This is a genomic window from Nocardioides sp. (genome assembly GCF_016462705.1).
Lineage (GTDB): Bacteria > Actinomycetota > Actinomycetes > Propionibacteriales > Nocardioidaceae > Nocardioides.
This window is the reverse complement of the sequence record NZ_JAEMSS010000022.1, coordinates 1-24,186: the sequence shown is the minus strand read 5'-3', so window position 1 is coordinate 24,186 and position 24,186 is coordinate 1. Positions and strand designations below refer to the sequence as shown.

23 protein-coding genes and 1 pseudogene are annotated in these 24,186 nt (G+C 72.4%); 19 read left to right on the top strand and 5 right to left on the bottom strand.

Translation table 11 applies throughout. From position 1 onward, the window contains the following. The first annotated feature begins 55 nt into the window (after positions 1-55). Positions 56-625: an HU family DNA-binding protein gene (locus tag JHD21_RS04700; protein ID WP_292672055.1), complete on the top strand. Its 570-nt coding sequence runs from the start codon at positions 56-58 to the stop codon at positions 623-625. Between the two features lie 27 nt (positions 626-652). Here JHD21_RS04700 and cofC read toward each other — a convergent pair whose 3' ends face one another. Continuing rightward, a complete protein-coding gene (gene cofC / locus JHD21_RS04695; protein WP_292672054.1) occupies positions 653-1,282 on the bottom strand; it encodes a 2-phospho-L-lactate guanylyltransferase in 630 nt (209 codons plus the stop codon). A gap of 44 nt (positions 1,283-1,326) precedes the next feature. Here cofC and JHD21_RS04690 point away from each other — a divergent pair, with 44 nt between their 5' ends. Then, positions 1,327-2,106 (top strand): lysophospholipid acyltransferase family protein, encoded by a 780-nt coding sequence (locus tag JHD21_RS04690; protein ID WP_292672053.1) that lies wholly within the window; start codon positions 1,327-1,329, stop codon positions 2,104-2,106. Beyond that, positions 2,103-3,116: an NAD(P)H-dependent glycerol-3-phosphate dehydrogenase gene (locus JHD21_RS04685; RefSeq protein ID WP_292672052.1), complete on the top strand. Its 1,014-nt coding sequence runs from the start codon at positions 2,103-2,105 to the stop codon at positions 3,114-3,116. Before JHD21_RS04690 ends, JHD21_RS04685 begins: the two co-directional genes overlap by 4 nt. Before the next feature lie 136 nt (positions 3,117-3,252). On the opposite strand, the gene JHD21_RS04680 is transcribed toward JHD21_RS04685, so the two are convergent. Next, positions 3,253-4,323 (bottom strand): PLP-dependent transferase, encoded by a 1,071-nt coding sequence (locus tag JHD21_RS04680; RefSeq protein ID WP_292672051.1) that lies wholly within the window; start codon positions 4,321-4,323, stop codon positions 3,253-3,255. A gap of 23 nt (positions 4,324-4,346) precedes the next feature. Between JHD21_RS04680 and murF the strand changes: the two genes are divergently transcribed. Beyond that, positions 4,347-5,720: a UDP-N-acetylmuramoyl-tripeptide--D-alanyl-D-alanine ligase gene (gene murF / locus JHD21_RS04675; RefSeq protein WP_292672049.1), complete on the top strand. Its 1,374-nt coding sequence runs from the start codon at positions 4,347-4,349 to the stop codon at positions 5,718-5,720. Positions 5,721-5,731: 11 nt separating this feature from the next. Further along, a complete protein-coding gene (locus JHD21_RS04670; protein WP_292672047.1) occupies positions 5,732-6,847 on the top strand; it encodes a D-alanine--D-alanine ligase family protein in 1,116 nt (371 codons plus the stop codon). 105 nt (positions 6,848-6,952) lie between these two features. Here JHD21_RS04670 and JHD21_RS04665 read toward each other — a convergent pair whose 3' ends face one another. Then, positions 6,953-7,915, bottom strand: coding sequence for a D-alanine--D-alanine ligase (locus JHD21_RS04665; RefSeq protein ID WP_292672045.1), 963 nt, complete (start codon positions 7,913-7,915; stop codon positions 6,953-6,955). A gap of 8 nt (positions 7,916-7,923) precedes the next feature. Next, positions 7,924-8,160 carry an Lrp/AsnC ligand binding domain-containing protein gene (locus JHD21_RS04660; protein ID WP_036563840.1) on the bottom strand — a complete coding sequence of 79 codons (237 nt, stop codon included), beginning with the start codon at positions 8,158-8,160 and terminating at the stop codon, positions 7,924-7,926. A gap of 109 nt (positions 8,161-8,269) precedes the next feature. Between JHD21_RS04660 and JHD21_RS04655 the strand changes: the two genes are divergently transcribed. After that, positions 8,270-9,226, top strand: a complete 957-nt coding sequence (locus JHD21_RS04655) for a thiamine-phosphate kinase (protein ID WP_292672041.1) — start codon at positions 8,270-8,272, stop codon at positions 9,224-9,226. Between the two features lie 153 nt (positions 9,227-9,379). Here JHD21_RS04655 and rpmB read toward each other — a convergent pair whose 3' ends face one another. Further along, positions 9,380-9,565: a 50S ribosomal protein L28 gene (gene rpmB / locus JHD21_RS04650; protein ID WP_011756723.1), complete on the bottom strand. Its 186-nt coding sequence runs from the start codon at positions 9,563-9,565 to the stop codon at positions 9,380-9,382. 127 nt (positions 9,566-9,692) lie between these two features. Here rpmB and JHD21_RS04645 point away from each other — a divergent pair, with 127 nt between their 5' ends. The 13 genes and pseudogenes from JHD21_RS04645 (at position 9,693) to JHD21_RS04585 (ending at position 24,081) form a co-directional block, all read left to right on the top strand. After that, entirely contained in the window at positions 9,693-11,357 is a 1,665-nt protein-coding gene (locus tag JHD21_RS04645) for a DAK2 domain-containing protein (RefSeq protein ID WP_292672030.1), read from the top strand. Positions 11,358-11,382: 25 nt separating this feature from the next. Next, complete coding sequence (locus tag JHD21_RS04640) at positions 11,383-13,665, top strand: ATP-dependent DNA helicase RecG (protein WP_292672028.1); 2,283 nt, start codon at positions 11,383-11,385, stop codon at positions 13,663-13,665. A 7-nt stretch (positions 13,666-13,672) separates the two neighbouring features. After that, positions 13,673-14,314, top strand: a complete 642-nt coding sequence (rsmD, locus tag JHD21_RS04635; RefSeq protein WP_292672027.1) for a 16S rRNA (guanine(966)-N(2))-methyltransferase RsmD — start codon at positions 13,673-13,675, stop codon at positions 14,312-14,314. Next, positions 14,314-14,799 (top strand): pantetheine-phosphate adenylyltransferase, encoded by a 486-nt coding sequence (coaD, locus tag JHD21_RS04630; protein WP_292672026.1) that lies wholly within the window; start codon positions 14,314-14,316, stop codon positions 14,797-14,799. Before rsmD ends, coaD begins: the two co-directional genes overlap by 1 nt. A gap of 143 nt (positions 14,800-14,942) precedes the next feature. Then, positions 14,943-15,464: a YceD family protein gene (locus JHD21_RS04625; protein WP_292672024.1), complete on the top strand. Its 522-nt coding sequence runs from the start codon at positions 14,943-14,945 to the stop codon at positions 15,462-15,464. 38 nt (positions 15,465-15,502) lie between these two features. Next, positions 15,503-15,688 (top strand): 50S ribosomal protein L32, encoded by a 186-nt coding sequence (gene rpmF / locus JHD21_RS04620; RefSeq protein ID WP_292672022.1) that lies wholly within the window; start codon positions 15,503-15,505, stop codon positions 15,686-15,688. A 34-nt stretch (positions 15,689-15,722) separates the two neighbouring features. Then, entirely contained in the window at positions 15,723-16,463 is a 741-nt protein-coding gene (gene rnc / locus JHD21_RS04615; RefSeq protein WP_292672079.1) for a ribonuclease III, read from the top strand. 12 nt (positions 16,464-16,475) lie between these two features. Next, a pseudogene (gene mutM, locus JHD21_RS04610) lies at positions 16,476-17,330 on the top strand (bifunctional DNA-formamidopyrimidine glycosylase/DNA-(apurinic or apyrimidinic site) lyase); the annotation flags it as partial. Positions 17,331-17,451: 121 nt separating this feature from the next. Further along, the gene (locus tag JHD21_RS04605; RefSeq protein WP_292672020.1) at positions 17,452-17,646 is read left to right on the top strand and encodes a hypothetical protein; all 195 of its coding nucleotides are present in this window, start codon (positions 17,452-17,454) and stop codon (positions 17,644-17,646) included. 218 nt (positions 17,647-17,864) lie between these two features. Further along, on the top strand, positions 17,865-19,100 hold the full coding sequence (locus JHD21_RS04600; protein WP_292672018.1) for an MFS transporter: 1,236 nt from the start codon (positions 17,865-17,867) through the stop codon (positions 19,098-19,100). 101 nt (positions 19,101-19,201) lie between these two features. Beyond that, entirely contained in the window at positions 19,202-19,867 is a 666-nt protein-coding gene (locus JHD21_RS04595; RefSeq protein ID WP_292672016.1) for a hypothetical protein, read from the top strand. 198 nt (positions 19,868-20,065) lie between these two features. Further along, on the top strand, positions 20,066-23,626 hold the full coding sequence (gene smc, locus JHD21_RS04590) for a chromosome segregation protein SMC (RefSeq protein WP_292672014.1): 3,561 nt from the start codon (positions 20,066-20,068) through the stop codon (positions 23,624-23,626). Positions 23,627-23,637: 11 nt separating this feature from the next. Next, the gene (locus JHD21_RS04585; protein ID WP_292672012.1) at positions 23,638-24,081 is read left to right on the top strand and encodes a thioesterase family protein; all 444 of its coding nucleotides are present in this window, start codon (positions 23,638-23,640) and stop codon (positions 24,079-24,081) included. The last annotated feature ends 105 nt before the right edge of the window (positions 24,082-24,186 follow it).

The window sequence follows — 24,186 nt, the reverse complement described above, 5'->3', positions numbered from 1 at the left end:
GCAGCGCATGAGGCGGGCGTCGGCTCGCTCTCATTCCTTTCGAAAGGCAATGACTGTGAACAAGTCACAACTCGTCGACGCGCTGGCCACGCGCTTCGACGGCAACCGCAAGGCGGCGCAGCACGCGCTGGAGTCGGTGCTCGACACCATCACCCGTGAGGTGGCGAAGGGCGAGAAGGTCGCCATCACCGGCTTCGGGTCGTTCGAGAAGCGAGTCCGCGAGGCCCGTTGGGTCCGCAACCCGCAGACCGGCGCCCGCATGAAGGCCAAGAAGACCGCCGTGCCGAAGTTCAGCGCCGGTCAGGACCTGAAGAACATCGTCTCCGGTGCCAAGAAGCTGCCGAAGGTGGCTGCTGCTGCTGCCGCTCCGGCCGCCAAGAAGGCGACCACGGCCGCCAAGAAGGCCACCCCGGCGAAGAAGGCCCCGGCCAAGAAGGCGGCTCCGGCCAAGAAGGCGCCGGCCAAGAAGGCACCTGCGAAGAAGGCGCCGGCCAAGAAGGCGGCTCCCGCGAAGAAGGCGCCGGCCAAGAAGGCACCTGCGAAGAAGGCGCCCGCCAAGAAGGCACCTGCGAAGAAGGCACCCGCCAAGAAGGCACCTGCGAAGAAGGCCGCCAAGAAGTCCTAGGCAGCGCACGCCGAGCTTGCTCGGCTCTCAGTCCGACGGGCCGTCTCCCAGCAGGGGGGCGGCCCGTCGGCGTGTCCGCGGTCCGACGCCGAGCGCCCACGCGGCCCGGAGGTCGGCGAGGTCGTCCACGTCACGTCGGAGTCCCGGTGCGGCATCGCGGAGCCGGCGCGCGACCGCGTCGTGGGCCGCGGCCGACCCGGTCCCGAAGCTGGGACGGAAGTCGTCGTAGGGGGCGGTGTAGAGCGTCGTGCCCCAGCCGTCGGCGTCCACGACGTACGCCGCCTCACCGGGCTCGACGCCACGCAGGGCCGAGTCGAGCTCGGCCGGGCGCAGCGCGGGCAGGTCGCCCAGCACCGCGACCGGCACCAGGTCCGGCCAGCGCCGGCGCGCCTCCGCGGCGGCCAGGCGCAGGGTGCCGTTGAGGTCCCCGCTGGTCCCGTCGGGGATCGTCGCGCACCCGATCGCGACCAGCTCCGCGGCGAACCCGGCGTCGTCGGTGATCGCCAGGACCTCGCCGACCAGGGTCGCGGCGCGGCAGGCCTCCACCGTGTCGAGCGCGATCGCCGCGGCCAGGTCTCGCCGGTCGCGGTCGCCCAGCTCGGCCAGCCGGGACTTGCCGACAGCGGGCGGCTTGACGGGCACCAGGACGACGTACATCGCGGGTGATCCTCGCACTGATGCGACAGGGGTAGCCTGCGCGCGTGGCAGTCCGGCGTGTGCGGCGCAACTCGGAGCCCCGGGGCTGGGCCTTCGGGCTGGGGGTGGCGATCGTCCGGCCCGCACTCCTCGCGACCACCAGGCCGCACTGGATCGACGGGCACAAGATCCCGGCGAGCGGCGGGTGCCTGGTGGTGCTCAACCACGTCTCGCACGTCGACCCGCTGACCGCGGCACACCTCCTGTGGGACCACGGGCGGATCCCGCGCTACCTCGCGAAGTCCGGGCTCTTCAGGAACCGGGCGCTCGGCGCCTTCCTGCGCTCCGCGGGCCAGATCCCGGTCGAGCGGATGAGCAGGAACGCCCTCGGTGCCTACGACGCGGCGGTGGCCGCGGTCCGCGCCGGCGAGTGCGTCGTGGTCTACCCGGAGGGGACGATCACCCGCGACCCGGGCAGCTGGCCGATGACCGGCAAGACCGGGGCCGCGCGGATCGCCCTCGAGACCGGGTGCCCGGTCGTCCCGGTCGGCCAGTGGGGGGCGCACGAGCTGCTCGCGCCCTACGCGACGAAGCCGGACCTGTTCCCGCGCAAGACGATCACGATGAAGGTCGGCGACCCGGTCGACCTGAGCGACCTCGTCGCCCGCGAGCACACGGCGGCCGCTGTCACCGAGGCCACCACCCGGATCATGGACGCCATCACCGCGCTGGTCGCGGAGGTCCGGGGCGAGGAACCACCCGCCACCCGCTTCGACCCGCGCGCGGCGGGCGTCGCGCCGATCGGCAACCCGCGCAAGTTCCCCGACAAGAAGGGCCGCAGATGACCACCTCGCTGGGCAAGATCGCCGTCTTCGGAGCGGGGTCGTGGGGGACCGCGTTCTCGATCGTGCTGGCCGACGGCGGCAACGACGTGACGATCTGGGCACGCCGCGAGGAGGTCGCCAAGGACATCAACGAGTCCCGCGAGAACTCCGACTACCTGCCCGGCATCGAGCTCCCGCCGGCGGTGTCCGCGACCCACGACGTGGAGAAGGCCGCGCACGGTGCCGACATCGTCATCCTCGCCACGCCGTCCCAGACACTGCGCGGCAACCTCGAGGAGTGGGCGCCGCACATCCCGACGGACGCGGTCATGGTCTCCCTGATGAAGGGGGTCGAGCTCGGCACGCTCAAGCGGATGAGCGAGGTGATCGCGGAGGTGACCGGCGCGGGACCCGAGCGGGTCGCCGTGATCAGCGGACCCAACCTGGCGAAGGAGATCGCGCAGCGTGAGCCGGCCGCGTCGGTGGTGGCCTGCGCGGACGAGGACGTCGCCAGGATGCTCCAGGACCGCTGCCACTCGCCGGCGTTCCGGCCCTACACGAGCACCGACGTGCTCGGCTGCGAGCTGGGCGGTGCCTACAAGAACGTCGTCGGCCTGGCGGTCGGCATGGCGGTCGGGCTGGGGTTCGGTGACAACACCACCGCCTCCGTCATCACCCGGGGCCTGGCCGAGACCGCCCGGCTGGCGATGGCCCTCGGTGCCAACCCGCTGACCCTGATGGGGCTCGCCGGGCTCGGCGACCTGGTCGCGACCTGCTCGTCACCACTGTCGCGCAACCGCAGCTTCGGCGAGAAGCTCGGCCAGGGCATGACGACCGAGGAGATCTACGCCTCGACCCGCCAGGTCGCCGAGGGCGCCAAGTCCTGCTCGTCGCTGCGGGCGCTGGCCGAGCAGTCCGGTGTCGACGCGCCGGTGGCGCAGTACGTCGACGACGTCGTCGCCGGCCGGATGACGGCCAACGAGATGATGGACGACATCCTGGCGCGGGAGACGAAATCGGAGACGGAGTGACCCACACCTCGGTGGTCGAGGAGGCGTGCTGGCGCCCTCTCGAAACCTCCGCAGCGAAGGCACCCGACTGAACCGCCGCCAGGCGAGTACCAGCGTCGGCTCGCGAGGTTTCGAGACAGGCGCTAGCGCGCCGTCCTCAACCAGCGGTGCCGTCCAGCGCCGCGCCCAGGTCCGCCCACAGGTCCTCGACGTCCTCGATGCCGACCGAGAGCCGCACCAGGTTGTCCGGGACCTCCTTCGGCTCGTGCGCCCAGCGGCGGCGGCGTTCGAGCGTGGACTCCACGCCACCGAGGGACGTCGTGTAGATCCACAACCGGGTCGAGCCGCACACCCGGTCCGCCGCGTCCGGGCCGCCGGCGACCAGGACCGACACCATCGCGCCGAAGCCCGGGTAGCGCACCTCGGCGACGGCCGGGTGGTCCGCGAGCCGCCGGGCGAGCTCGGCGGCGTTGGCCTGGGCGCGCTCGACCCGCAGGTGCAGGGTCCGCAGGCCCCGCAGCGCCAGCCAGGCCTCGAGGGTGCCGGGGATGGCGCCCTGGAGGTCCCTACGCCCCTTGAGGACCTCCCAGAGCGCGTCGTCGCCGACCACGACCGCCCCCATGAGCAGGTCGCTGTGACCGCCGATGAGCTTGGTCGCCGAGTGCACCACGATGTCGGCGCCGAGGCCGAGCGGCTGCTGGAGCAGGGGAGTGGCGAACGTGTTGTCGACGACCACCGACGCGCCGGCCTCGTGGGCCGCGGCGGCGATGGTGGCGATGTCGCTCAGCTCCAGCGACGGGTTGGTGGGGGACTCCAGCCACACCAGCGCGACGTCGTCGTCCATCGCCTTGACGAATCCGTCGGTGTCCTCGGCCTCGATCAGGTTGGTCACCACCCGGCCGCGGGACTCGAGGTCGGCCAGCTGGAGCAGCGTCCCGTTGTAGGAGACCCGGGGGGCGACGACGGTGGCTCCGTGCGCCACCAGGCCGAGCACCGTGGACACCGCGGCCAGTCCCGACGAGAACGCCAGCGCCCGGCCTCCCTCCAGGTCGCCGAGCGCCGCCTCGAAGGCCTGCCACGTGGGGTTCCCCGTGCGGCCGTACTCGCGGTCGCCTCCCGCGACGTACGTCGAAGCCATCGTGATCGGGGTGCTGAGCGGCTGGTCGGGGTCGTGCGGCGGCCGGCCGGCGTGCACGGCGCGGGTGGCGGGTCGGAGCGGTTCGGCCATGCCGCCAACCTTAGGGTTGCCGGGTGATCCCGCTGCCACTCGACGTCGTCGCCGAGGTCGTCGGTGGACGGGTCGAGGGCGACGGCACCGAGGTGGTCGTCTCCGGACCGGTCGTCATCGACGGGCGGGAGGCCGGCCCGGGCGGGCTTTTCGTGGCGTTCGTCGGCGAGCACGCCGACGGCCACGACCACGTGCCGCAGGCCGCGGCCCACGGGGCGGTCGCGGTGCTCGGCACCCGCGCGACGGAGCTGCCGACGGTCGTGGTCGCGGAGCCGCAGGCGGCACTCCAGCGGCTGGCGTCGTACGTCGTCGCGCAGGTGCGCCGCGACGGCCGCCCGACCGTGGTCGCCCTGACCGGGTCCCAGGGCAAGACGTCGACCAAGGACCTGCTGGCCGCGGTGCTCGCCGGTGCCGGCCCGACGGTCGCGACCCACGGGTCCTTCAACAACGAGCTGGGCATGCCGCTCACCGCACTGCGCGTCGACCAGGCCACCCGTTACCTCGTCCTCGAGATGGGCGCCCGCGGGCGTGGGCACCTCACCGAGCTCACCGACTTGGTCGCGCCCGACGTGTCGGTCGTGCTCAACGTCGGGACCGCCCACCTGGGCGAGTTCGGCTCCCGCGAGGCGATCGCCGAGGCCAAGGGCGAGCTGGTCGCGGCCCTACCGGCCGGGGGAGTCGCGGTGCTGAACGCCGACGACGAGCGGGTCTCCGCGATGGCGGCCCTGGCGCCGGGACGGGTGCTCACCTTCGGCACCGGCGACGCCGACGTCCGGCTCACGGACGTCACTCTGGACCGGCTCGGGCGACCGACGTTCACGCTCACCAGCGCCGAGGCGCGGGTGGACCTGACGCTGCAGCTCGTCGGTGCCCACCAGGCGCTGAACGCCGCCGCGGCCGCCGCGGCCGCCCTCGCCGTCGGGGTGTCCCTGGAGCAGGTGGCCGAGTCGCTCGCCCGGGTCGCCTCGCTGTCGAAGTGGCGGATGGAGCTGCACGAGCTCCCCGACGGCGTGCTGCTGGTCGACGACTCCTACAACGCCAACCCCGAGTCGATGCGGGCGGGGATCGACGCGCTGGCCTCGATCGGCGAGGACGCCGCGGTCCGGCGCACCGTCGCCGTGCTCGGGGTGATGCGGGAGCTCGGTGCCGACAGCGCGTCCAGCCACCACGAGCTGGGGGAGTACGCCGCGGGGCGGGTCGACCAGCTCCTCGTGGTCGGTGCCGAGGCGCACGGCATCCACGCCGGTGCCGTGGAGGCGGGCACGCCGAGCGTCTTCGTCGACGACAACGAGGCCGCCATCGCCTGGCTCCGCGAGCACCTGGGCGAGGGTGACGCAGTTCTCGTCAAGGCCTCCCGGGGTGCGCGCCTCGACGAGGTCGCGGCGGCGCTTCAGTAGCGTAGGACCACATGAACGACGCCAAGGTCCGGGTGGCACTGCTGTTCGGTGGACGATCCGGCGAGCATGCGATCTCGGCCGCCACCGCGGCCGGCGTGCTCAAGGCGATCGACCGCGACAAGTACGACGTGATCCCGGTCGGCATCACCAGGAGCGGCCAGTGGGTCGTGGCCTCCGACGACCCGGCGGTGTGGGAGCTGCGCTCCGGACGGCTGCCCGAGGTGACCGCGGGATCGGGGTCGGAGGTCGTGCTCTCTTCCTCCGCGGACGGCCCCCAGCTGCAGGTGCTGGAGGCCGGCTCGGTCCCCGAGGTGCTGGCCCAGGTCGACGTCGTCTTCCCCGTCCTGCACGGGCCGTTCGGTGAGGACGGCACGGTGCAGGGTCTGCTGGAGCTCGCCGACGTCCGCTACGTCGGCTCCGGCGTGCTCGCGTCCGCGGTCGGCATGGACAAGCACTACATGAAGCTGGTCTTCGCCTCCCACGGGCTCCCGGTGGGGCCTTACGTGGTGGTCACCCCGCGGGACTGGTCCCAGCGGCGCGAGGACGTGCTCACGAAGGTCAAGGAGCTGCGGCTCCCGGTCTTCGTCAAGCCGGCCCGGGCCGGCTCGTCCCTCGGTGTCACCCGCGTCGACGACCTCGCCGATCTCGACCGAGCCGTGGAGGACGCCCAGGTCCACGACCCCAAGGTGCTCGTGGAGGAGGGCCTCGAGGGCCGGGAGATCGAGTGCGCCGTGCTGGGCGGCCGCGGCGGCACGGCCCCGCGGGCGTCCGTGGTGGGCGAGATCGTGGTCGACGCCGACGGCCAGTTCTACGACTTCGAGGCGAAGTACATCGAGGACGACACCGCGCGCCTGGACATCCCCGCGGACGTGCCACCGGCGGTGAGCGACCGGGTGCGCGACCTCGCGGTCCAGGCGTTCGAGGCCGTGGGTGCCGAGGGCATCGCCCGCGTCGACACGTTCGTCGCCCCGGACGGCCAGGTGGTCCTCAACGAGATCAACACCATGCCGGGCTTCACCCCGATCTCGATGTACCCCAAGCTCTGGGAGGCGTCCGGCCTGGCCTACCCCGACCTCATCGACGAGCTCATCCAGCTCGCGCTGGAGCGGCCCACCGGCCTCCGGTGACCGGCGGCGGGGTCCCCGGAGATCAGGCCAGTCCGTCACTTCTGCACCGAGATCTCGGTGCAGAAGCGCCAGGGTCCCCGGATCTCCGGGGACTCCGCCCCGTGGTCAGCCGGCGCGGACCGCGCGGGCCAGGAGGTCGCGGGCGACCTGGCCGAGCGTCGTGCCGCTGGCGGTGCAGGCGAACGGGAAGACCGAGGTCTCCGTCGTACCTGGGGTGATCGCGGTCTCGAGCAGGACGAACGAGCCGTCCATGTCGACGATGAAGTCCGAGCGGGAGACGTCACGCAGGCCCAGGGTGCGGTGGGCGTCGCGGGCGACCTCGCCGAGCCGGTCCAGCTGGTCCTCCGGCAGGTCCGGACGGGTCAGGCCGACAAACTCGGCGGTGTAGCGGGCGCTGAAGTCGAACTCGTGGCCCTTCTCGTACTCGATCGCCACCGGCATCAGCGACCTCAGGCCGTCGTCGGACTCGAGGACCACGACGCTCACGTCCACGCCGTCGTGGAAGCGCTCGATGAGCGCGTCCTCGCAATAGGCGTAGGTCTCGACCAGCGCGGACGGGAGCGCGGCCAGCCCGTCCACCCCCGAGATGCCCAAGGCGCTGCCGCCCCGGGTCGGCTTCACGACCACGCGTTCACCGAGCCGGTGCATGACGTGCTCCATCAGGGCGGAGGCGCCGATGTCGCGGAAGGTCTGCGCGGAGAGCCCGACGCTGTCGGGGACCGGGATCCCGGCGCGACGCAGCAGCTCGCGGGCCGTGCCCTTGTCGTAGGCCACCCGGCAGGCGTGGCTGTGCGTGCCGACGTAGGGCAGGCCGATCAGCTCGAGGAGGGTCTGGATCTCCCCGTCCTCGCCGAGCGCGCCGTGCAGCGCGGGCAGGGCGGCCACGACCTTGTCCCGCTCGAGGGTGCTCAGCAGCTGCCGGTCGAAGTCGTAGGCATGTGCCTCGACGCCGACCGAGCGGAGCTCGCGGACCAGGTTGCGGCCGCTGGCCAGCGAGACGTCGCGCTCGTGGCTCAGCCCGCCGGCGATCACCGCGACCGGGCCCGGCAGGTCCCCCTCGGTGACCAAGGGCGCGTTCAGATGTGCACCACGGGGCAGGTGAGCGTGCGGGTGATCCCGTCGAGCGTCTGCACCTTGGCGACGACCAGCTTGCCCAGCTCGTCCACGTTGCGGGCCTCGGCACGGACGATCACGTCGTAGGGGCCGGTGACGTCCTCGGCCATCGTCACGCCCTTGACCTGGGCGATGGCCGTGGCCACCTCGGCGGCCTTGCCGACGTCGGTCTGGATGAGGATGTAGGCCTGGACGACCATGGATCTCTCCCTGCTGTTCGACAACTGTGTGACGACTCTGTCCGGTCAACTGCCGTGCCGGGTCAACCTACCCTGAGCGACTCGCCCCTGCATCTGCTGGGATGGCCCCATGCCCCCGACCCTCCCTCCGGACGCGACGCTCGGCGACGCGGGGGAGTTCGGGCTGATCAGCCGGCTGACGGAGCTCTTCCCGCAGGGAGAGCAGGTGCTCGTGGGTCCCGGCGACGACGCGGCGGTGATCCGCGTGAAGACCGGGCACGTCGTCGTCTCGACCGACCTGATGGTCGAGGGGCGACACTTCCGCCGTGACTGGGCCTCGGCCGAGGACGTCGGCCACCGGGCCGCCGCCCAGAACCTGTCCGACCTCAACGCGATGGGCGGGCGGGCGCACTCGCTGACGGTCGGCCTCGCCGCACCGACCGACCTGCCGGTGCGGTGGGCGCTGGACTTCGCGGCCGGCTTCGCCGCGGAGTGCGACCTGGTCGGCGCCTCCGTGGTGGGCGGAGACCTCACGGCCGCGGACCAGGTCGTGGTCGCCGTGACCGTCCTCGGGGCGTGCACCTCGCCGCCGCTGCTGCGGTCGGGAGCCTCGCCCGGTGACGTGCTCGCCCTGGCCGGCCGCCAGGGCTGGGCGGCCGGCGGCCTGGCCGTGCTCGGCCGTGGCTTCCGGTCACCGCGGGTGCTGGTCGAGGCCTACGCCCGCCCGCACCCGCCGTACGACGCAGGCCCGGCGGCCGCCGACGCCGGGGCCACGGCGATGGTCGACGTCTCCGACGGCCTGCTCGCCGACGCCGGCCACCTGGCCGAGGCCTCCGGTGTGGCCATCGACGTGCACACCGCGGCGCTGGAGATCCCCGAGCCGCTGCACGCCGTGGCGGCCGCGACCGGGGCCGACCCGGTGTCCTTCGTGCTCGGCGGCGGGGACGACCACGCGCTGCTGGCGACCTTCCCGGACGGCGTGGCGCTGCCGGCGGGATGGACGGTCATCGGCGCCGTGTCCGCAGGCTCCGGCGTGACGGTCGACGGGGCGGCGTACGAGGGCGAGACGGGGTGGCGGCACTTCTAGGCGGCTACTCGGTGAGGGCGAGTCGGGCGCAGATCGTTGCGTTGCGCTTCCTCGACGCCTCAGCCGAGCTCTCGGGGGGCGCTTCGCGCGACAAACAAAAACTCGACTGAGGTGTCGAGACCTCAGTCGAGTTCCGTAGAAGGCTGTGGGTTGCTACCGGGTTACTTTGCCCGCCTTCAAGCAGCCGGTGCAGACGTTGAGCCGCTTGGGCGTGCCGTTGACGGTCGCGCGGACTCGCTGGATGTTGGGGTCGAAGCGACGCTTCGTGATCTTGCGCGACCACGGCCGGTTGTTGCCGAAGCCGGGCTTCTTGGCGCAGATGTCACAGACGGCGGCCACCGGGAGCTCCTGAAGATCGTTGTGGTTCAGACAATGGGGCCTGCTGGGCAGGCAACCGCACGAGGATATCCGACCCGGACGGTCCGCCCCAAAACCCCGGAGCCGGTCCCCACTAACGTTGCCCGTCGTGGAGCCCATCCCGCACGTCAGCCTCGTGGACGGCCCGAGCCACGGTATCCGGCTCGGGACGGTGCTGCGATTCGTCGACATCGCCGTCGACGCCCTGGCGGCCGCGCGCGAGGAGATCGACGCGCTCAACGTCTACCCGGTCCCCGACGGGGACACCGGCACCAACCTCTACCTGACCATGGCGGCGGCCCGGGACGCCGTCCGGGAGAGGACCGGAGGAGACCACGACGCCGACCGGGGCACGACGTTCGAGGCGTTCACCCGCGGCGCGCTGCTGGGCGCCCGGGGCAACTCCGGCGTCATCCTGAGCGAGATGCTGCGGGCGATCATCCACCGGATCGCCGCGGCCAGCCCCGGAGAGCGCAACGCGACGGTGATGGTCGAGGCCCTCCGGATGGCCACCGAGGCGAGCTACGCCGCGGTCGGCACCCCCGTCGAGGGAACGATGCTGACGGTGTGCCGGGCCGCGGCCGAGGCCGCCGAGCAGCTGCTGGAGGACGACGACGAGGTCCGGTCGCGCGACGTCCTCACGGTCTCCGCGGCCGCGGCCCGCGAGGCACTGGCGCGGACGCCGGACCAGCTCCAGGTGCTCCGGGACGCCGGGGTCGTGGACGCGGGCGGGCGCGGCGTCGTGGTGATCCTCGACGCCGCGGAGACCGCCCTGACCGGCCGGGTCCCGCCCGAGGTCCCGGGACCGCACCGGATCCCGCAGCCGCTGCTCAGGCCGGGCGGGGACTTCGTCGAGGGCGGGCCGGCGTACGAGGTCATGTACCTGCTCGACGCCGACGAGGACCGGATCGGCCCCCTGAGGTCCACGTTGGCCGCGCTCGGCGACTCGCTGGTCGTCGTGGGCGGCGCGGGGCTGTGGAACGTGCACGTCCACGTCGACGACGTCGGTGCCGCCGTCGAGGCGGGGATCGTGGCGGGCCGGCCGCACCGCATCCGGGTCACCCACTTCGCCGAGCAGGTCGCCGCCCAGGAGGCAGCAGCCCGGACCGGGCGGGCGATCGTGGCCGTCGCGGCCGGACCGGGTCTCGCCGCGCTCTTCGAGCAGGCGGGGGCGGTCGTCGTCCACGGCGGACCCGGCAAGCGCCCGTCCACCGGGATGATCCTGGCCGCGATCGAGCAGACCGGGGCGCACGAGGTCGTCGTGCTGCCCAACGACCCGGACTCGGTGCGGGTCGCGCAGGTCGCGGCGAGCACGGCCGAGGCCGACCACGACCTGCGCGTGGCCGTCATCCCGACGACCGCACAGGTCGAGGGACTCGCTGCGGTCGCCGTGCACGAGCCGGGCCGGACCTTCGACCAGGACGTGCTCGAGATGACCGCCACCGCGCGGCACGCGAGGCAGGGAGCGGTCACGATCGCCGCCAAGCAGGCGATCACGATGGCCGGTCCGTGCGAGCCCGGAGACGTGCTGGGCGCGATCGGCGGTGACTTCGTGGTCGTCGGCGACGACCTCACCGAGGTCGCCCGGGAGATCCTCAACCGGCTGCTCGGCGGCGGTGGCGAGATGGTGACCCTGGTCTCCGGCGCCGACGACCCGGGCGGGGAGCTGGCGCGGTCCTGCAGCGACTGGCTGGAGCAGCAGCACCCGACTGTCGACGTGGTCGTGTACGACGGTGGGCAGGAGCGGTACCCGCTCCTCGTCGCCGTCGAGTGACGAGTCCGGCAGAGGGGGAGTCCACGTGATCGACCTCGACTCGCCCGTCGAGTCGGTGCTCGGGGTGGCCAAGGGGCCGAAGGCGCAGCGCCGCAACGTCGGCATCACCGAGCGACTGGGGATCAAGACGGTCGGAGACCTGCTGCACCACTTCCCGCGGCGCTACCTCGAGACCGGGTCGCTGTCCGCCCTGGAGGACCTGCGCGAGGGCCAGCTGCTGACCGTGGTCGGCGAGATCTCCAGGTCCCACAGCAAGACCTACAAGGACCGGCGCACCGGCCGCCTCGCCTACCGCCAGGAGGTCGTGCTCAGGACGGAGGGCCCGTCCCTGCAGATGACGTTCTTCGCCCAGCAGGCCCGGATCGGCAAGTGGAACGAGCAGCGGTTCAAGCTCGGGCGCCGCGGGATCTTCATGGGCAAGGTCGGCACCTTCCGCGGCGACTGGCAGCTCACCAACCCCCAGATGGTGCTCTTCGGGGACGACGGCGAGGCCGGGGAGGACCTGGCGGCACTGTCCCTCGAGTCGATCGGCCCGCTCTACCCGATCTACCCGCTCACCAAGGACGTGGAGTCCTGGGACCTGCAGAAGGCGATCAGCTTCGCGCGGACGATGCTGGACGAGGTGCCCGAGCTGGTGCCGCAGCCGGTCCGCGACGAGTTCCGGGTGCTCGACGCACGCACGGCGATCGACCGGATCCACGCACCGGAGACCTGGGCCGAGGTCCACCGGGCCAGGCACCGGTTCAGGTTCGAGGAGGCACTGGTCACCCAGCTCGTGCTGGGCCGCCGGCGTCGCGCCGTACGCCGGATGGGGGCCCGGCCGCGGGACGGCGGCGACGGGGCGCTGCTGGCCGCCTTCGACGCCAGGCTGCCGTTCGAGCTCACCGCGGGGCAGGCCGGGATCGGCGCCCAGATCGAGGAGGACCTCGCCAACCCCTACCCGATGAACCGGCTGCTCCAGGGCGAGGTCGGCTCCGGCAAGACCCTGGTCGCGCTGCGCGCGATGCTGCGGGTCGTGGACTCGGGCGGGCAGGCCGCCCTGCTCGCGCCCACCGAGGTGCTGGCCCAGCAGCACCACCGGTCCATCACCGAGCTGCTCGGCGACCTGGCCGGTGGCGGCATGCTCGGCGGCGCCGACGAGGCGACCTCGGTCGAGCTGCTCACCGGGTCGATGACCAAGACCCAGCGCACCGCCCCGCTGCTGCGGCTGGCCAGCGGCGAGGCCGGGATCGTCATCGGCACGCACGCCCTGCTGGAGGAGCACGTCCAGTTCGCGGACCTCGGGCTGGTCGTGGTCGACGAGCAGCACCGGTTCGGGGTCGAGCAGCGGGCCGCGCTGACCGACAAGTCCCGGGGTACGCCGCCGCACGTGCTGGTCATGACCGCGACCCCCATCCCGCGCACCGTCGCCATGACGGTCTTCGGCGACCTCGAGGTGTCCACGCTGACCGAGCTGCCCGCCGGCCGGGCGGCGATCCAGACCAACGTGGTCCCCCTGGCGGAGCAACCGAGCTGGCTCGATCGGGTCTGGCAGCGGGTGCGCGAGGAGGTGGCGAAGGGCCACCAGGCCTACGTGGTGTGCCCGCGGATCAGCGGCGACGAGCTCGAGCCAGGCCAGATCGACCCCGACTACGACGACGACCGGGACGACGACGGCACCGCACCCCCGCCGCGTGCGACCAGCGCCCCGGCTCCGCCACTGGCGTCGGTCGAGGCGACCCTGGCGGACCTGACGACCTACCACCTCCCAGGGCTGCGGGTGGCGCCCCTGCACGGGCGGATGACGCCGGAGGACAAGGACCGCACGATGCGGGCCTTCGCGGCCGGGGAGATCGACGTCCTGGTGTCGACCACGGTCATCGAGGTGGGCGTCGACGTCGCCAACGCGACCACGATGGTGCTCCTCGACGCCGACCGGTTCGGGATCTCCCAGCTGCACCAGCTGCGTGGGCGGGTCGGCCGTGGCGGCCTGCCAGGACTGTGCCTCCTGGTCTCCCACGCGGCGCCCGGCACCGACGCGCGGGTGCGTCTCGACGCGGTGGCCGCGACGACCGACGGCTTCGAGCTCAGCAGGGTGGACCTCGAGCAGCGCCGCGAGGGCGACGTGCTCGGCCGCTCGCAGTCGGGCTACCGCTCGAGCCTGCAGAACCTCAAGGTGCTGCGCGACGAGGACACCATCGTGGCGGCCCGTGAGGCAGCCGAGGGGCTCCTCGACGTCGACGAGACCTTGGCGTCCCACCCGCTCCTGGCGGAGAGTGTCCTCGTGATGGAGGCGTCGCAGGAGAGTGGCTTCATGGAGAAGTCATGACGACCCCATGACACGGATCATCGGCGGCAACGCGGGCGGCCGGCGGATCCACGCGCCCGCCGGCCAGCACACGCGACCGACCACGGACCGGGTCCGCGAGGCGCTGTTCAGCGCGGTCGAGTCCTGGTGCGGCTCGCTGCAGGGGCTCCGGTTCCTCGACCTCTACGCCGGCTCCGGGGCCGTGGGTCTCGAGGCGTGGTCACGGGGCGCCGGGGTGGTGAGCCTGGTCGAGTCCGACCGGCGCACCGCCCGGCTCATCTACGAGAACGCCAAGCTGCTCGGCTTCTCGCGGGTCCACGTGATGACCAACTCCGTCACCGCGGTGCTGACCCGGCCGCCGTCCGCGCCCTACGACGTCGTCTTCATGGACCCGCCCTACCACTTCGACGACGCGGTGGTCAGCGAGGAGCTCGACCTGCTCAGCTCCCGGGAGTGGCTGGTCCCGGGCGCCCTGGTCGTCGTCGAGCGGGCGACCCGCAGCGCGGAGCCCGCCTGGCCGGAGGGCTTCACGGCGACCCGCGGGCGCAAGTACGGCGAGACCACGCTTTGGTACGGTCACGCGGCTGGGGAGCGGCCCAGCGACGTCAGCGATGCCAGTGATGTCAGCGACCGGAGTGACCGGAGCGACCCCAGCGACCAGGAGGCCTGATGCGCCGTGCCGTCTGTCCCGGGTCGTTCGACCCGGTCACCAGCGGACACCTCGACATCGTCCGCCGGGCAGCCGCGCTGTTCGACGAGGTGGTGGTGGCGGTCGGGGTCAACCCGTCCAAGAGCCGCCTGTTCGGCCCCGAGGAGCGGATCGCGATGCTCGAGCAGGGCGTCACGGACCTGGCCAACGTCGAGGTGGCCGGGTTCACCGGCCTGATCACGGCGTACTGCCGCGAGATCGACGCCCAGGCGATCGTCAAGGGTCTGCGGTCGGGCACCGACTTCGACTACGAGATCCAGATGGCCCAGATGAACGCGCACCTGACCGGGGTGGAGACCGTCTTCGTGACCGCGGACCCGCAGTTCGGGTTCGTCTCCTCCAGCCTGGTCAAGGAGGTGGCCACCTTCGGCGGCGACGTGTCGCGGCTGGTGCCGGACTTCGTGCTCGGCCCGTTGACCGAGCGCCTCGCGGCGAAGCGGGACTGACGCCGTTCCCGCGGCCGCCGCCGCGTTCTCCCAGGTCAGCCGCATTTGGTCGGCTGACCGGCACGCGGATACAGTGATCGACGGATCTGACTGAACCGGACCCGGAAGTGACCATCTCAAACCTGGACCCGAGAGCGCCGCTCGTGCTCGACACTCGCGAGCTCGGCCGCCGCCCGGGGTCCATGCGCGAGATGACGCGGACGGTGCCGGCTCCGCCGGATCTGGGCATCGAAGTCCTCGGTGTCGCTGAGGGTGCGCCGGTCGAGCTCGACCTGCGTCTCGAGGCGGTCATGGAGGGCGTGCTGGTCACCGGGACGGCGCGCGCCACCCTCACGGGGGAGTGCGCGAGGTGCCTGGAACCCCTTACCGAGGACACCGAGGTGAGCTTCCAGGAGCTGTTCGTCTACGAGGACCACGCGCTGCACGGTGAAGGCACCGGGGACGACGAGGTCAGCACGCTCGAGGAAGACCTGGTCGACCTCGAGCCCCTGCTGCGGGATGCGGTGGTGCTCGCACTGCCGTTCCAGCCGCTGTGCATGGACGACTGTCCCGGCCTGTGCCCCGAGTGCGGAGCACGACTGGCCGACGACCCCGAGCATGCGCACGAGGCGGCGATCGACCCGCGATGGGCGGCCCTGACCGAGATCCAGACCAACGACGACTGAGCAACACGCCTGAGCAAGACGACACCGAGGAGAAGACAGTGGCAGTCCCGAAGCGGAAGATGTCGCGCAGCAACACGCGTCACCGTCGGTCGGCCTGGAAGGCCGTCGCGCCGACGCTGGTCACCTGCGCGAACCCCGCCTGCGGTGCCAAGCACCTCCCGCACCGTGCCTGCGGTGCGTGCGGCCAGTACGGCGCTCGCGCCGCCCGGCGTCAGGTTCTCTGAGCTCCCCGAGCCGACCCTGACCAACTACGCCGAGCTGCGTGCCGCGCTCGGGGACCCCGTTCTGGACCCTGGGCTGCTGGACCGCGCCCTGACCCACCGGTCGTTCGCCTACGAGAACGGTGGGCTGCCCACCAACGAGCGTCTCGAGTTCCTCGGTGACTCGGTTCTCGGTGTCGTGGTCACCGAGACGCTCTACGTCGAGCACCCCGACCTGTCCGAGGGGCGGCTGGCCAAGCTGCGCGCGGCAGTGGTCAACGCCCGGGCTCTGGCCGAGGTCGGCCGGGGCATCGGCCTGGGCAAGCACATCAAGCTGGGTCGCGGCGAGGAGAGCACCGGTGGCCGCGACAAGGCCTCGATCCTCTCCGACACCGTCGAGGCGCTGATCGGTGCCGTCCACCTCTCCGGCGGCATCGAGGCCTCCACGATCCTCGTGCACCAGCTGTTCGACCCGCTGATCGAGGCTGCCTCCGCGCTCGGCGCGGCGCTCGACTGGAAGACCTCGCTGCAGGAGCTCGCCGCGGAGCACAGCCTCGGGGTGCCGGAGTACGTCATCGACGACGAGGGCCCCGACCACGCCAAGACGTTCACCGCGCGGGTCCGCGTGGGTTCCCAGCTCTACGGCAACGGCGTCGGCCACTCCAAGAAGGAGGCCGAGCAGGCGGCCGCCGAGACGGCGTACGGCGAGATCGCGCTGTCCTACGGCGACGACCCCGCGCCGGATGCCATCGTGGACGCCGCCGAGGGCGCCGCCCACGACTCGCTCGACACCCACTAGCCGGCGGGACCGATGCCCGAGCTGCCGGAGGTGGAGGTCGTCCGTGCCGGCCTCGAACGGCACGTCGTCGGCGCCACCATCACCCGGGTCGAGGTCCTGCACCCGCGCCCGGTGCGCCGGGACCTGCGCGGCCCCACCGGCTTCGCCGCCGCGCTCGCCGGTCGCCGCATCGAGTCGGCACGCCGACGCGGGAAGTACCTCTGGCTGCCCCTCGACAACGGGGACGCGCTCCTCGGCCACCTCGGCATGTCCGGCCAGCTGCTCGTGCAGCCGCCCGACAGCCCCGACGAGAGGCACCTCCGGGTCCGGCTCGCGCTGTCCGGCGCCAGCGAGGGGCGCGAGCTGCGGTTCGTGGACCAGCGGATGTTCGGGGGGCTCTCCGTCTCCACCGGCGGAGGGGAGCTGCCGCCGGAGATCGCACACATCGCTCGCGACCCGCTCGACCCCGAGTTCGACGACGACGCGTTCGTCGCCAAGGTGCGGCGGCGTTCCTCGGGGGTGAAACGGCAGCTGCTCGACCAGAACCTCGTCTCGGGGGTCGGCAACATCTACGCCGACGAGGCCCTGTGGCGCGCCCGCCTGCACGGGGAGCGCCCCGGCAACCGGCTGACCCGGTCCCAGGTCGCCGAGCTGCTCGGGCACGCGCGGGAGGTCATGCTCGCGGCGCTCGGCGAGGGCGGCACCTCCTTCGACACGCTCTACGTCAACGTCAACGGTGAGTCCGGCTACTTCGACCGGTCGCTGCACGCGTACGGGCGGGAGAACGAGCCGTGCGACCGCTGCGGCGCCCCCATCCGGCGGGTCGCGTTCATGAATCGGTCGTCGTTCTTCTGCCCGGTCTGCCAGCCCGTCCCGCGCCGGCGTCGGGTGGTGCCGGTCCCGCCCCCCCGCAGATTGACCAGAGCCGTCTCTGGTGGGACTCTTGAAGACGGTCCCGCTCGTCTGCAGAGCCCGGATCGTTCCCGTTGCTACATCGGAAGGTTTCTCTATGGCCAAGGCGCTGATCGGCTACCTGAACAGCGACCTGCGTGACCCTCGCCTCGCGGCCGAGAACTCTCGGCTCCGTGCGCGCGTCGGCGAGCTGGAGGCCCTGGTCCTCCGGCTCAGCGAGGAGAACGACCGGCTCGTCGCCGCCCAGGCCGCCGAGCTGTTCTCCCGCGACGACGAGCTGCAGCCCGTCTGACAGATCCGCTTCACCCGTCGTAGGACGGGTGCGTAGCGTCCCCTGATGTCCCGAGTCAGAACCCCGCGGGCGCTGCGCGCACACATGACGCGCCCCTGGCTTCGTTGCCGTCGCTCGCGAGACAACCAGGTATGGCTTCACTCCGGCGCCTTGCCATGCACACGTCCTGAGCACGCTCAGTGCTCACGGAGCTCCGACTCGGGACACCAGTGACGTCGGTGCTGGAGAGGGTCGCCCCCGCGCGCCTCGGCACCGGCTTCCGCTGGCTCCTGGGTGCCGGCTGGGTGAGCAACCTCGGCGACGGCATCGCACTGGCGGCCGGGCCGCTGCTGGTCGCCTCGCAGACCGACCAGGAGTTCCTGGTCGCCCTCGCCGCGCTCCTGCAGTGGCTGCCGCCGTTCGCCTTCGGCTTGTTCGCCGGCGCCCTGGCCGACCGGCTCGACCGCAAGCTCATCGTCGTCACCGTCGACGTCGTCAGGTCGCTCGTGCTGGCCCTGCTCGCGCTGAGCGTCCTCACCGACAGCATCTCCATCTGGCTGGTGCTCGTCGCGATGTTCCTGCTCGGGACGGCCGAGCTGTTCGCCGACAACACGATGAGCACCTTCCTGCCGATGCTCGTGCACCGCGACGACCTGGGGTTGGCCAACTCCCGGCTCCAGGTGGGGTTCATCACGATCAACCAGCTCGTCGGGCCGCCGATCGGCGCCGCGCTCTTCGCCGCCGGGATGGCGTGGCCGTTCGCGGGCCAGGCCGTGCTCGTCCTGCTCTCGGTGGTGCTGCTGATGCGGATCGCGCTGCCGCCGCACGGCCGGGCCGCCGACGCCCCGCCGACCCGGATCCGGCACGACATCGTCGAGGGCCTCCGCTGGGCGTGGCACCACGCGGCGGTGCGGACGCTGATCCTGACCATCCTGATGTTCAACGTGACCTTCGGCGCGGCCTGGTCCGTGCTCGTCCTCTACGCGACGGAGCGTCTCGGTCTCGGCGAGGTCGGCTTCGGGCTGATCACGACCGTGAGCGCGGTCGGCGGGCTGCTCGGCACCTTGGCGTACCCCTGGATCACCCGGCACGTGACCCTCGGCGACCTGATGCGGATCGGGCTGGTGATCGAGACGCTCACGCACCTGGTGCTCGCGCTCACGACCAGTCCCTACGTCGCGATGCCGGTGTTCTTCGTGTTCGGCGCGCACGCGTTCATCTGGGGGACGACCGCGATCACGATCCGCCAGCGTTCCGTGCCGAACGACCTGCAGGGCCGGGTCGGCAGCGTCAACCTGATCGGCATCTTCGGCGGCCTGGTCGTCGGTGCGGGCATCGGCGGCGTCCTCGCGCAGCACCACGGCGTCACGGCGCCGTTCTGGTTCGCCTTCGTCGGGTCGGCCGTCTTCGTCTGCGTGATCTGGCGACAGCTGCGGCACATCGCCCACGACGAGGAAGCGGTCCCCGCGATTTAGTCAATGGTCACCCAATAGCCCCATCAGGCCATGGCGTCCGGCACCGCCACCCGTTTGGGTGGTCGGGCCCCTTCCCAACAAAGCTCGGAGGAACCACCCACATGAAGGAATTGGTACGCACGGTCGCGGCCGGAGCCACTGGCGCGGTGATCGCGTCGGTCGCCATCGCAGGAGCCCCGGCCGTCGCCGACCAGGTCGCCAAGGCCGCGCCGAAGAACTCGGTCACGTCGAAGTCGATCAAGAACGGTGCGGTCAAGCCCGCGGATCTCGCCGCGAGCGTCAAGGCCTCGCTGGCCAAGGCGGACAGCGCCCTGCAGGCCATCCCGGACAACGGCGTCACCAACCCCAAGCTCGCCGACAACGCCGTGGGCTCGCCCGAGGTGGCGACCGACTCGCTGACCCAGAGCGACCTGGCCAACAACTCGGTGGGCAACGGCGAGATCATCGGCAACTCGGTCACGGGCGCCAAGGTGTCCAACGGCACCCTGACGATGGACGACATCGCCGCCGCCAGCGGCAACGTCAACTACAACCCGCCCAGCCTCGGCGCCGGGGCGTGCACGACCAACCTCATCGAGACGAACACGACCAACATCGGTGACTTCGTCTACGTCCAGCCTGACTTCCTGATCGACAATGCTCTGTCGTTCTCGGCCAGGGTGAGCGCGGCCGACACGTCCCAGATCCTGGTCTTCGTCTGCAACGAGACCGGCGGCACGGTCGACTCTGCTCAGGGCGGCCTCTACTGGTGGCTGATGGAGGGCTGACCCAGCCCGACGCACCGCCCCGCCCGACCCAGTGTCGGGCGGGGCGCTGTCATGTCCGGGCCAACTCTTCGGACGACGGCTGACACGCCCGAGCGCAGGACCCCGGGTGCACGGGATGGAGGGTCCGCCCGGATAGAGTCGCCCTGCTGGCTTCCCCCGCCGCAGCGTCTTGTTCGTCGACCGACCGAGGGAGCCCCGTTGTACCTGAAGAGCCTGACCCTCAAGGGGTTCAAGTCCTTCGCCTCCTCGACCACGCTGCAGCTCGAGCCGGGCATCACGTGCATCGTGGGGCCGAACGGCTCCGGCAAGTCCAACGTGGTCGACGCACTGGCGTGGGTCATGGGCGAGCAGGGCGCCAAGTCCCTGCGCGGCGGCAAGATGGAGGACGTCATCTTCGCCGGCACCTCCGGGCGGCCTCCGCTCGGCCGCGCCGAGGTCGTGCTCACCATCGACAACTCCGACGGTGCGCTGCCGATCGAGTACGCCGAGGTCACGATCAGCCGGACGATGTTCCGCAGCGGCGGCTCGGAGTACGCCATCAACGGGACGACCTGCCGGCTCCTCGACGTCCAGGAGCTGCTCTCCGACTCCGGCATCGGCCGCGAGATGCACGTGATCGTGGGCCAGGGCCAGCTCGACACGATCCTGCACGCGACCCCGGAGGACCGGCGCGGGTTCATCGAGGAGGCGGCCGGGGTCCTCAAGCACCGCAAGCGCAAGGAGAAGGCGCTCCGCAAGCTCGACGCCTGCGAGGGCAACCTGACCCGGCTCACCGACCTGCTCGGAGAGATCCGGCGCCAGCTCAAGCCGCTGGGCCGCCAGGCCGAGGTGGCTCGCCGGGCGGCGGGCGTCCAGGCCACCGTCCGCGACGCCAAGGCCCGGATCATCGCCGACGACCTGGTCACCGCCCGCGCCGCGCTCGACCAGGAGCTCGCCGACGAGTCGCAGCTCCTCGCCCGCCAGCACGAGGTCGAGGCGCAGAGCGCCGCCGCCCGCGAGGAGGAGGGCCGCCTCGAGGCCGCGCTGCGGGAGGACCTCCCGGCACTGGCCAAGGCCCAGGAGACCTGGTTCGCGCTCGCCGGCCTCAAGGAGCGGCTGCGTGGCACCCAGTCCCTCGCCACCGAGCGGGTCCGCAACGCACACTCGACCGTCGAGTCGACCTCCAGCCCGGGGCGCGACCCCGAGCAGCTCGAGGTCGAGGCCGCCGACCTGCGCGAGCAGGAGCAGCGCATCGCCGACGAGGTCGCCGCCCACCGGGCCGCCCTCGACGAGGCGATCGCGGCGCGCCACCAGGCCGAGAACGCCGCCGCGGAGGAGGAGCGCCGGGTCGCGGGACTCGAGCGCGCCGCCGCCGACCGCCGCGAGGGACTGGCCCGGCTGCACGGCCAGGTCAACGCGGCCCGCTCCCGGGCCGCCGCGGCCTCCGACGAGATCGGCCGGCTGGAGCAGGCCCGCGAGGAGGCCCTGGCGCGGGCCGCCCGCGCCCAGCACGACTTCACGTCCCTCGAGACCCGGGTCGCCGGCCTCGACGCGGGCGAGGAGGGCCTGGACGCCGAGCACGAGGCGGCCGCCGCGACGCTGAGCGACCTCGAGGACCGGCTCGCCAAGGTCCGGGACGAGGCCCAGCGCGCCGACCGGGACCGGTCGTCGCTGGCCGCCCGCAAGGACGCCCTGGAGCTCGGGCTGGCCCGCAAGGACGGGGCAGGTGCGCTGCTGGCGGCCTCCGGCGAGCTGTCCGGGCTGCTCGGCTCGGTGGCCGCGCTGCTCACCATCCGCGGCGGCTACGAGACCGCGGTGGCCAGCGCCCTCGGCGCCGCGGCCGACGCCGTCGTCGTCGACGGGGCCGCTGCCGCCGTCGACGCCATCGACCACCTCAAGGCCGGTGACCTCGGCCGGGCCGGCCTGGTCGTCGGCGGCGGGCCCGACAGCGGGACCGCGCGAGCCACCTGGCCGGCGCTGCCCGCCGAGGCGACGTACGCCGTCGACGCGGTCGAGTGCCCCGACCAGCTGCGCCCCGCTCTGGCCCACCTGCTCGACCGGGTCGCGGTCGTCGGCGACCTCACCGCGGCACGCCGGCTGGTCGTGGACCACCCCGAGGTCACCGCGGTCACCCTCGAGGGCGACGTTCTCGGCGCCCACCTGGCAGCCGGCGGGTCCGCGAGCCAGCCGAGCCTGCTGGAGATCCAGGCGGCCGTCGACGAGGCCGGCGCCCAGCTGGCCGACGCCGTCGCCGCCTCCGAGCGGCTCGCGTTCGACATCTCCCGGCTCGAGAACGAGCGGCACGACGCCCAGCAGCGCGTCGACGTCGCGCTCGCCAAGCTCCACGAGTCCGACGCGACGCTGGCCGCGGTCGCCGAGGAGCTCGGTCAGCTCGGGTCGCTGGTGCGCAACGCCCGCGCCGAGGCCGACCGGCTCACCCGTGCCATCGAGGAGGCCGAGGCCGCCCGCGAGAAGGACCAGGCCGGGATCACCGAGCTGGAGGGCCGGCTCGCCCGCGCCGAGGCCGACCCCCTGGCCGAGCCGGAGCTCGACGCCCGCGAGCAGCTGGTCGAGCTCGCCCGCGAGGCCCGCGGCGCCGAGACCGAGGCCCGGCTCGCGCTGCGCACCTCCGAGGAACGTGCCCGTGCCCTCAACGGCCGGGCCGACCAGCTCCTGCGCGCCGCCCAGGCCGAGCGCGAGACCCGGGCCCGGGAGATCGAGCGCCGGGAGCGGGTCGCCCGGGAGGGCCGGGCCGCCGAGGCCGTCCTGGTCGGCGTCCGGTTCGTGCTGGACCGCCTGGAGACCTCTCTCGAGCAGGCTGCGGAGGCCCGGGCCGCGGTCGAGCAGGCGCGCCAGGGACGCGAGCAGCAGCTCCTGGCGGTGCGGGCGACGCTCCGCGAGCTGACCCGCGAGCACGACGAGCTGGTCAGCTCGGTGCACCGCGACGAGATGGCCCGCACCCAGCAGAAGATGCGCATCGAGCAGCTCGAGGAGCGGGCGCTCGAGGAGCTCGGCCTCGACCCCGCGGGGCTGGTCGCCGACTACGGGCCCGACCAGCCGGTCCCGTTCACCGGAGTGGTGGAGGAGGGCGAGCCGGAGCCGGAGCCGACGCCGTTCGTGCGCGAGGAGCAGGCCAAGCGGCTGCGCACCGCCGAGCGTGAGCTGGCCATGCTCGGGACGGTCAACCCGCTCGCCCTCGAGGAGTTCTCGGCCCTCGAGGAGCGGCACCGGTTCCTCACCGAGCAGCTCGAGGACCTCAAGAAGACCCGCAACGACCTGCTCGACATCGTCCGCGAGGTCGACTCCCGGGTGCAGCAGGTCTTCGCCGAGGCCTACGCCGACGTGGAGACCGCGTTCGAGTCGACGTTCTCCCGGCTGTTCCCCGGTGGGGAGGGCCGGCTGGTCCTCACCGACCCCGACGACATGCTCAACACCGGCATCGAGGTCGAGGCCCGTCCGCCCGGCAAGAAGGTCAAGCGGCTCTCGCTGCTCTCCGGTGGCGAGCGGTCGCTGGTCGCGGTCGCGTTCCTCGTTGCGCTCTTCAAGGCGCGGCCCTCGCCGTTCTACATCCTCGACGAGGTCGAGGCGGCGCTGGACGACACCAACCTCGGGCGGCTGCTGGAGATCTACGAGGAGCTGCGCGAGAACTCCCAGCTCCTGGTCATCACCCACCAGAAGCGGACCATGGAGGTCGGTGACGCCCTCTACGGCGTCACCATGCGAGGCGACGGCGTCACCACCGTGATCAGCCAGCGGCTCCGCGAAGCCGTCTCCGCCTAGGCGCACCCGCCATGCCCGCCGTACGGCCGACCCGTGACCAGTACGTCTACTGGGAGCAGCAGACCACCCGCTGGGCCGACATCGACGTCTACGGGCACATGAACAACGCCCGCTACTTCGAGATCATCGACACCGTCGTCAACAACCACCTCGAGGGGGCGGTCCACCAGGGCGCGGACCTCCGCACGCTCCCGGTGATCGGGGTCGTGGCCGAGGTCGGCTGCCGCTACTTCGCCGAGGTCCACTACCCCACGCCGATCGACGTCGGGGTCGCGGTGGAGAAGGTCGGGACCTCGTCGGTCGTCTACCGGGTCGGGCTGTTCCAGGGCGACGACCCGCTGGCCAAGGCGGAGGGGCGGTTCGTGCACGTCTACGTCGACAACACCGACCCGGCCCGCCCGGTCGCGCCGATGCCGGAGGAGATCCGGGCCGCGGTGACGCCGTTGCTCGGCTGATCGTCGCCTGATCGGTTCGGTGCTGTGCACGCCTTCGTTCTTGGTGTTGGGGTGGCGGCCGCGCGCGTACCCGACCGACGCTCGCCGTCAAGGATGCTTCGCACC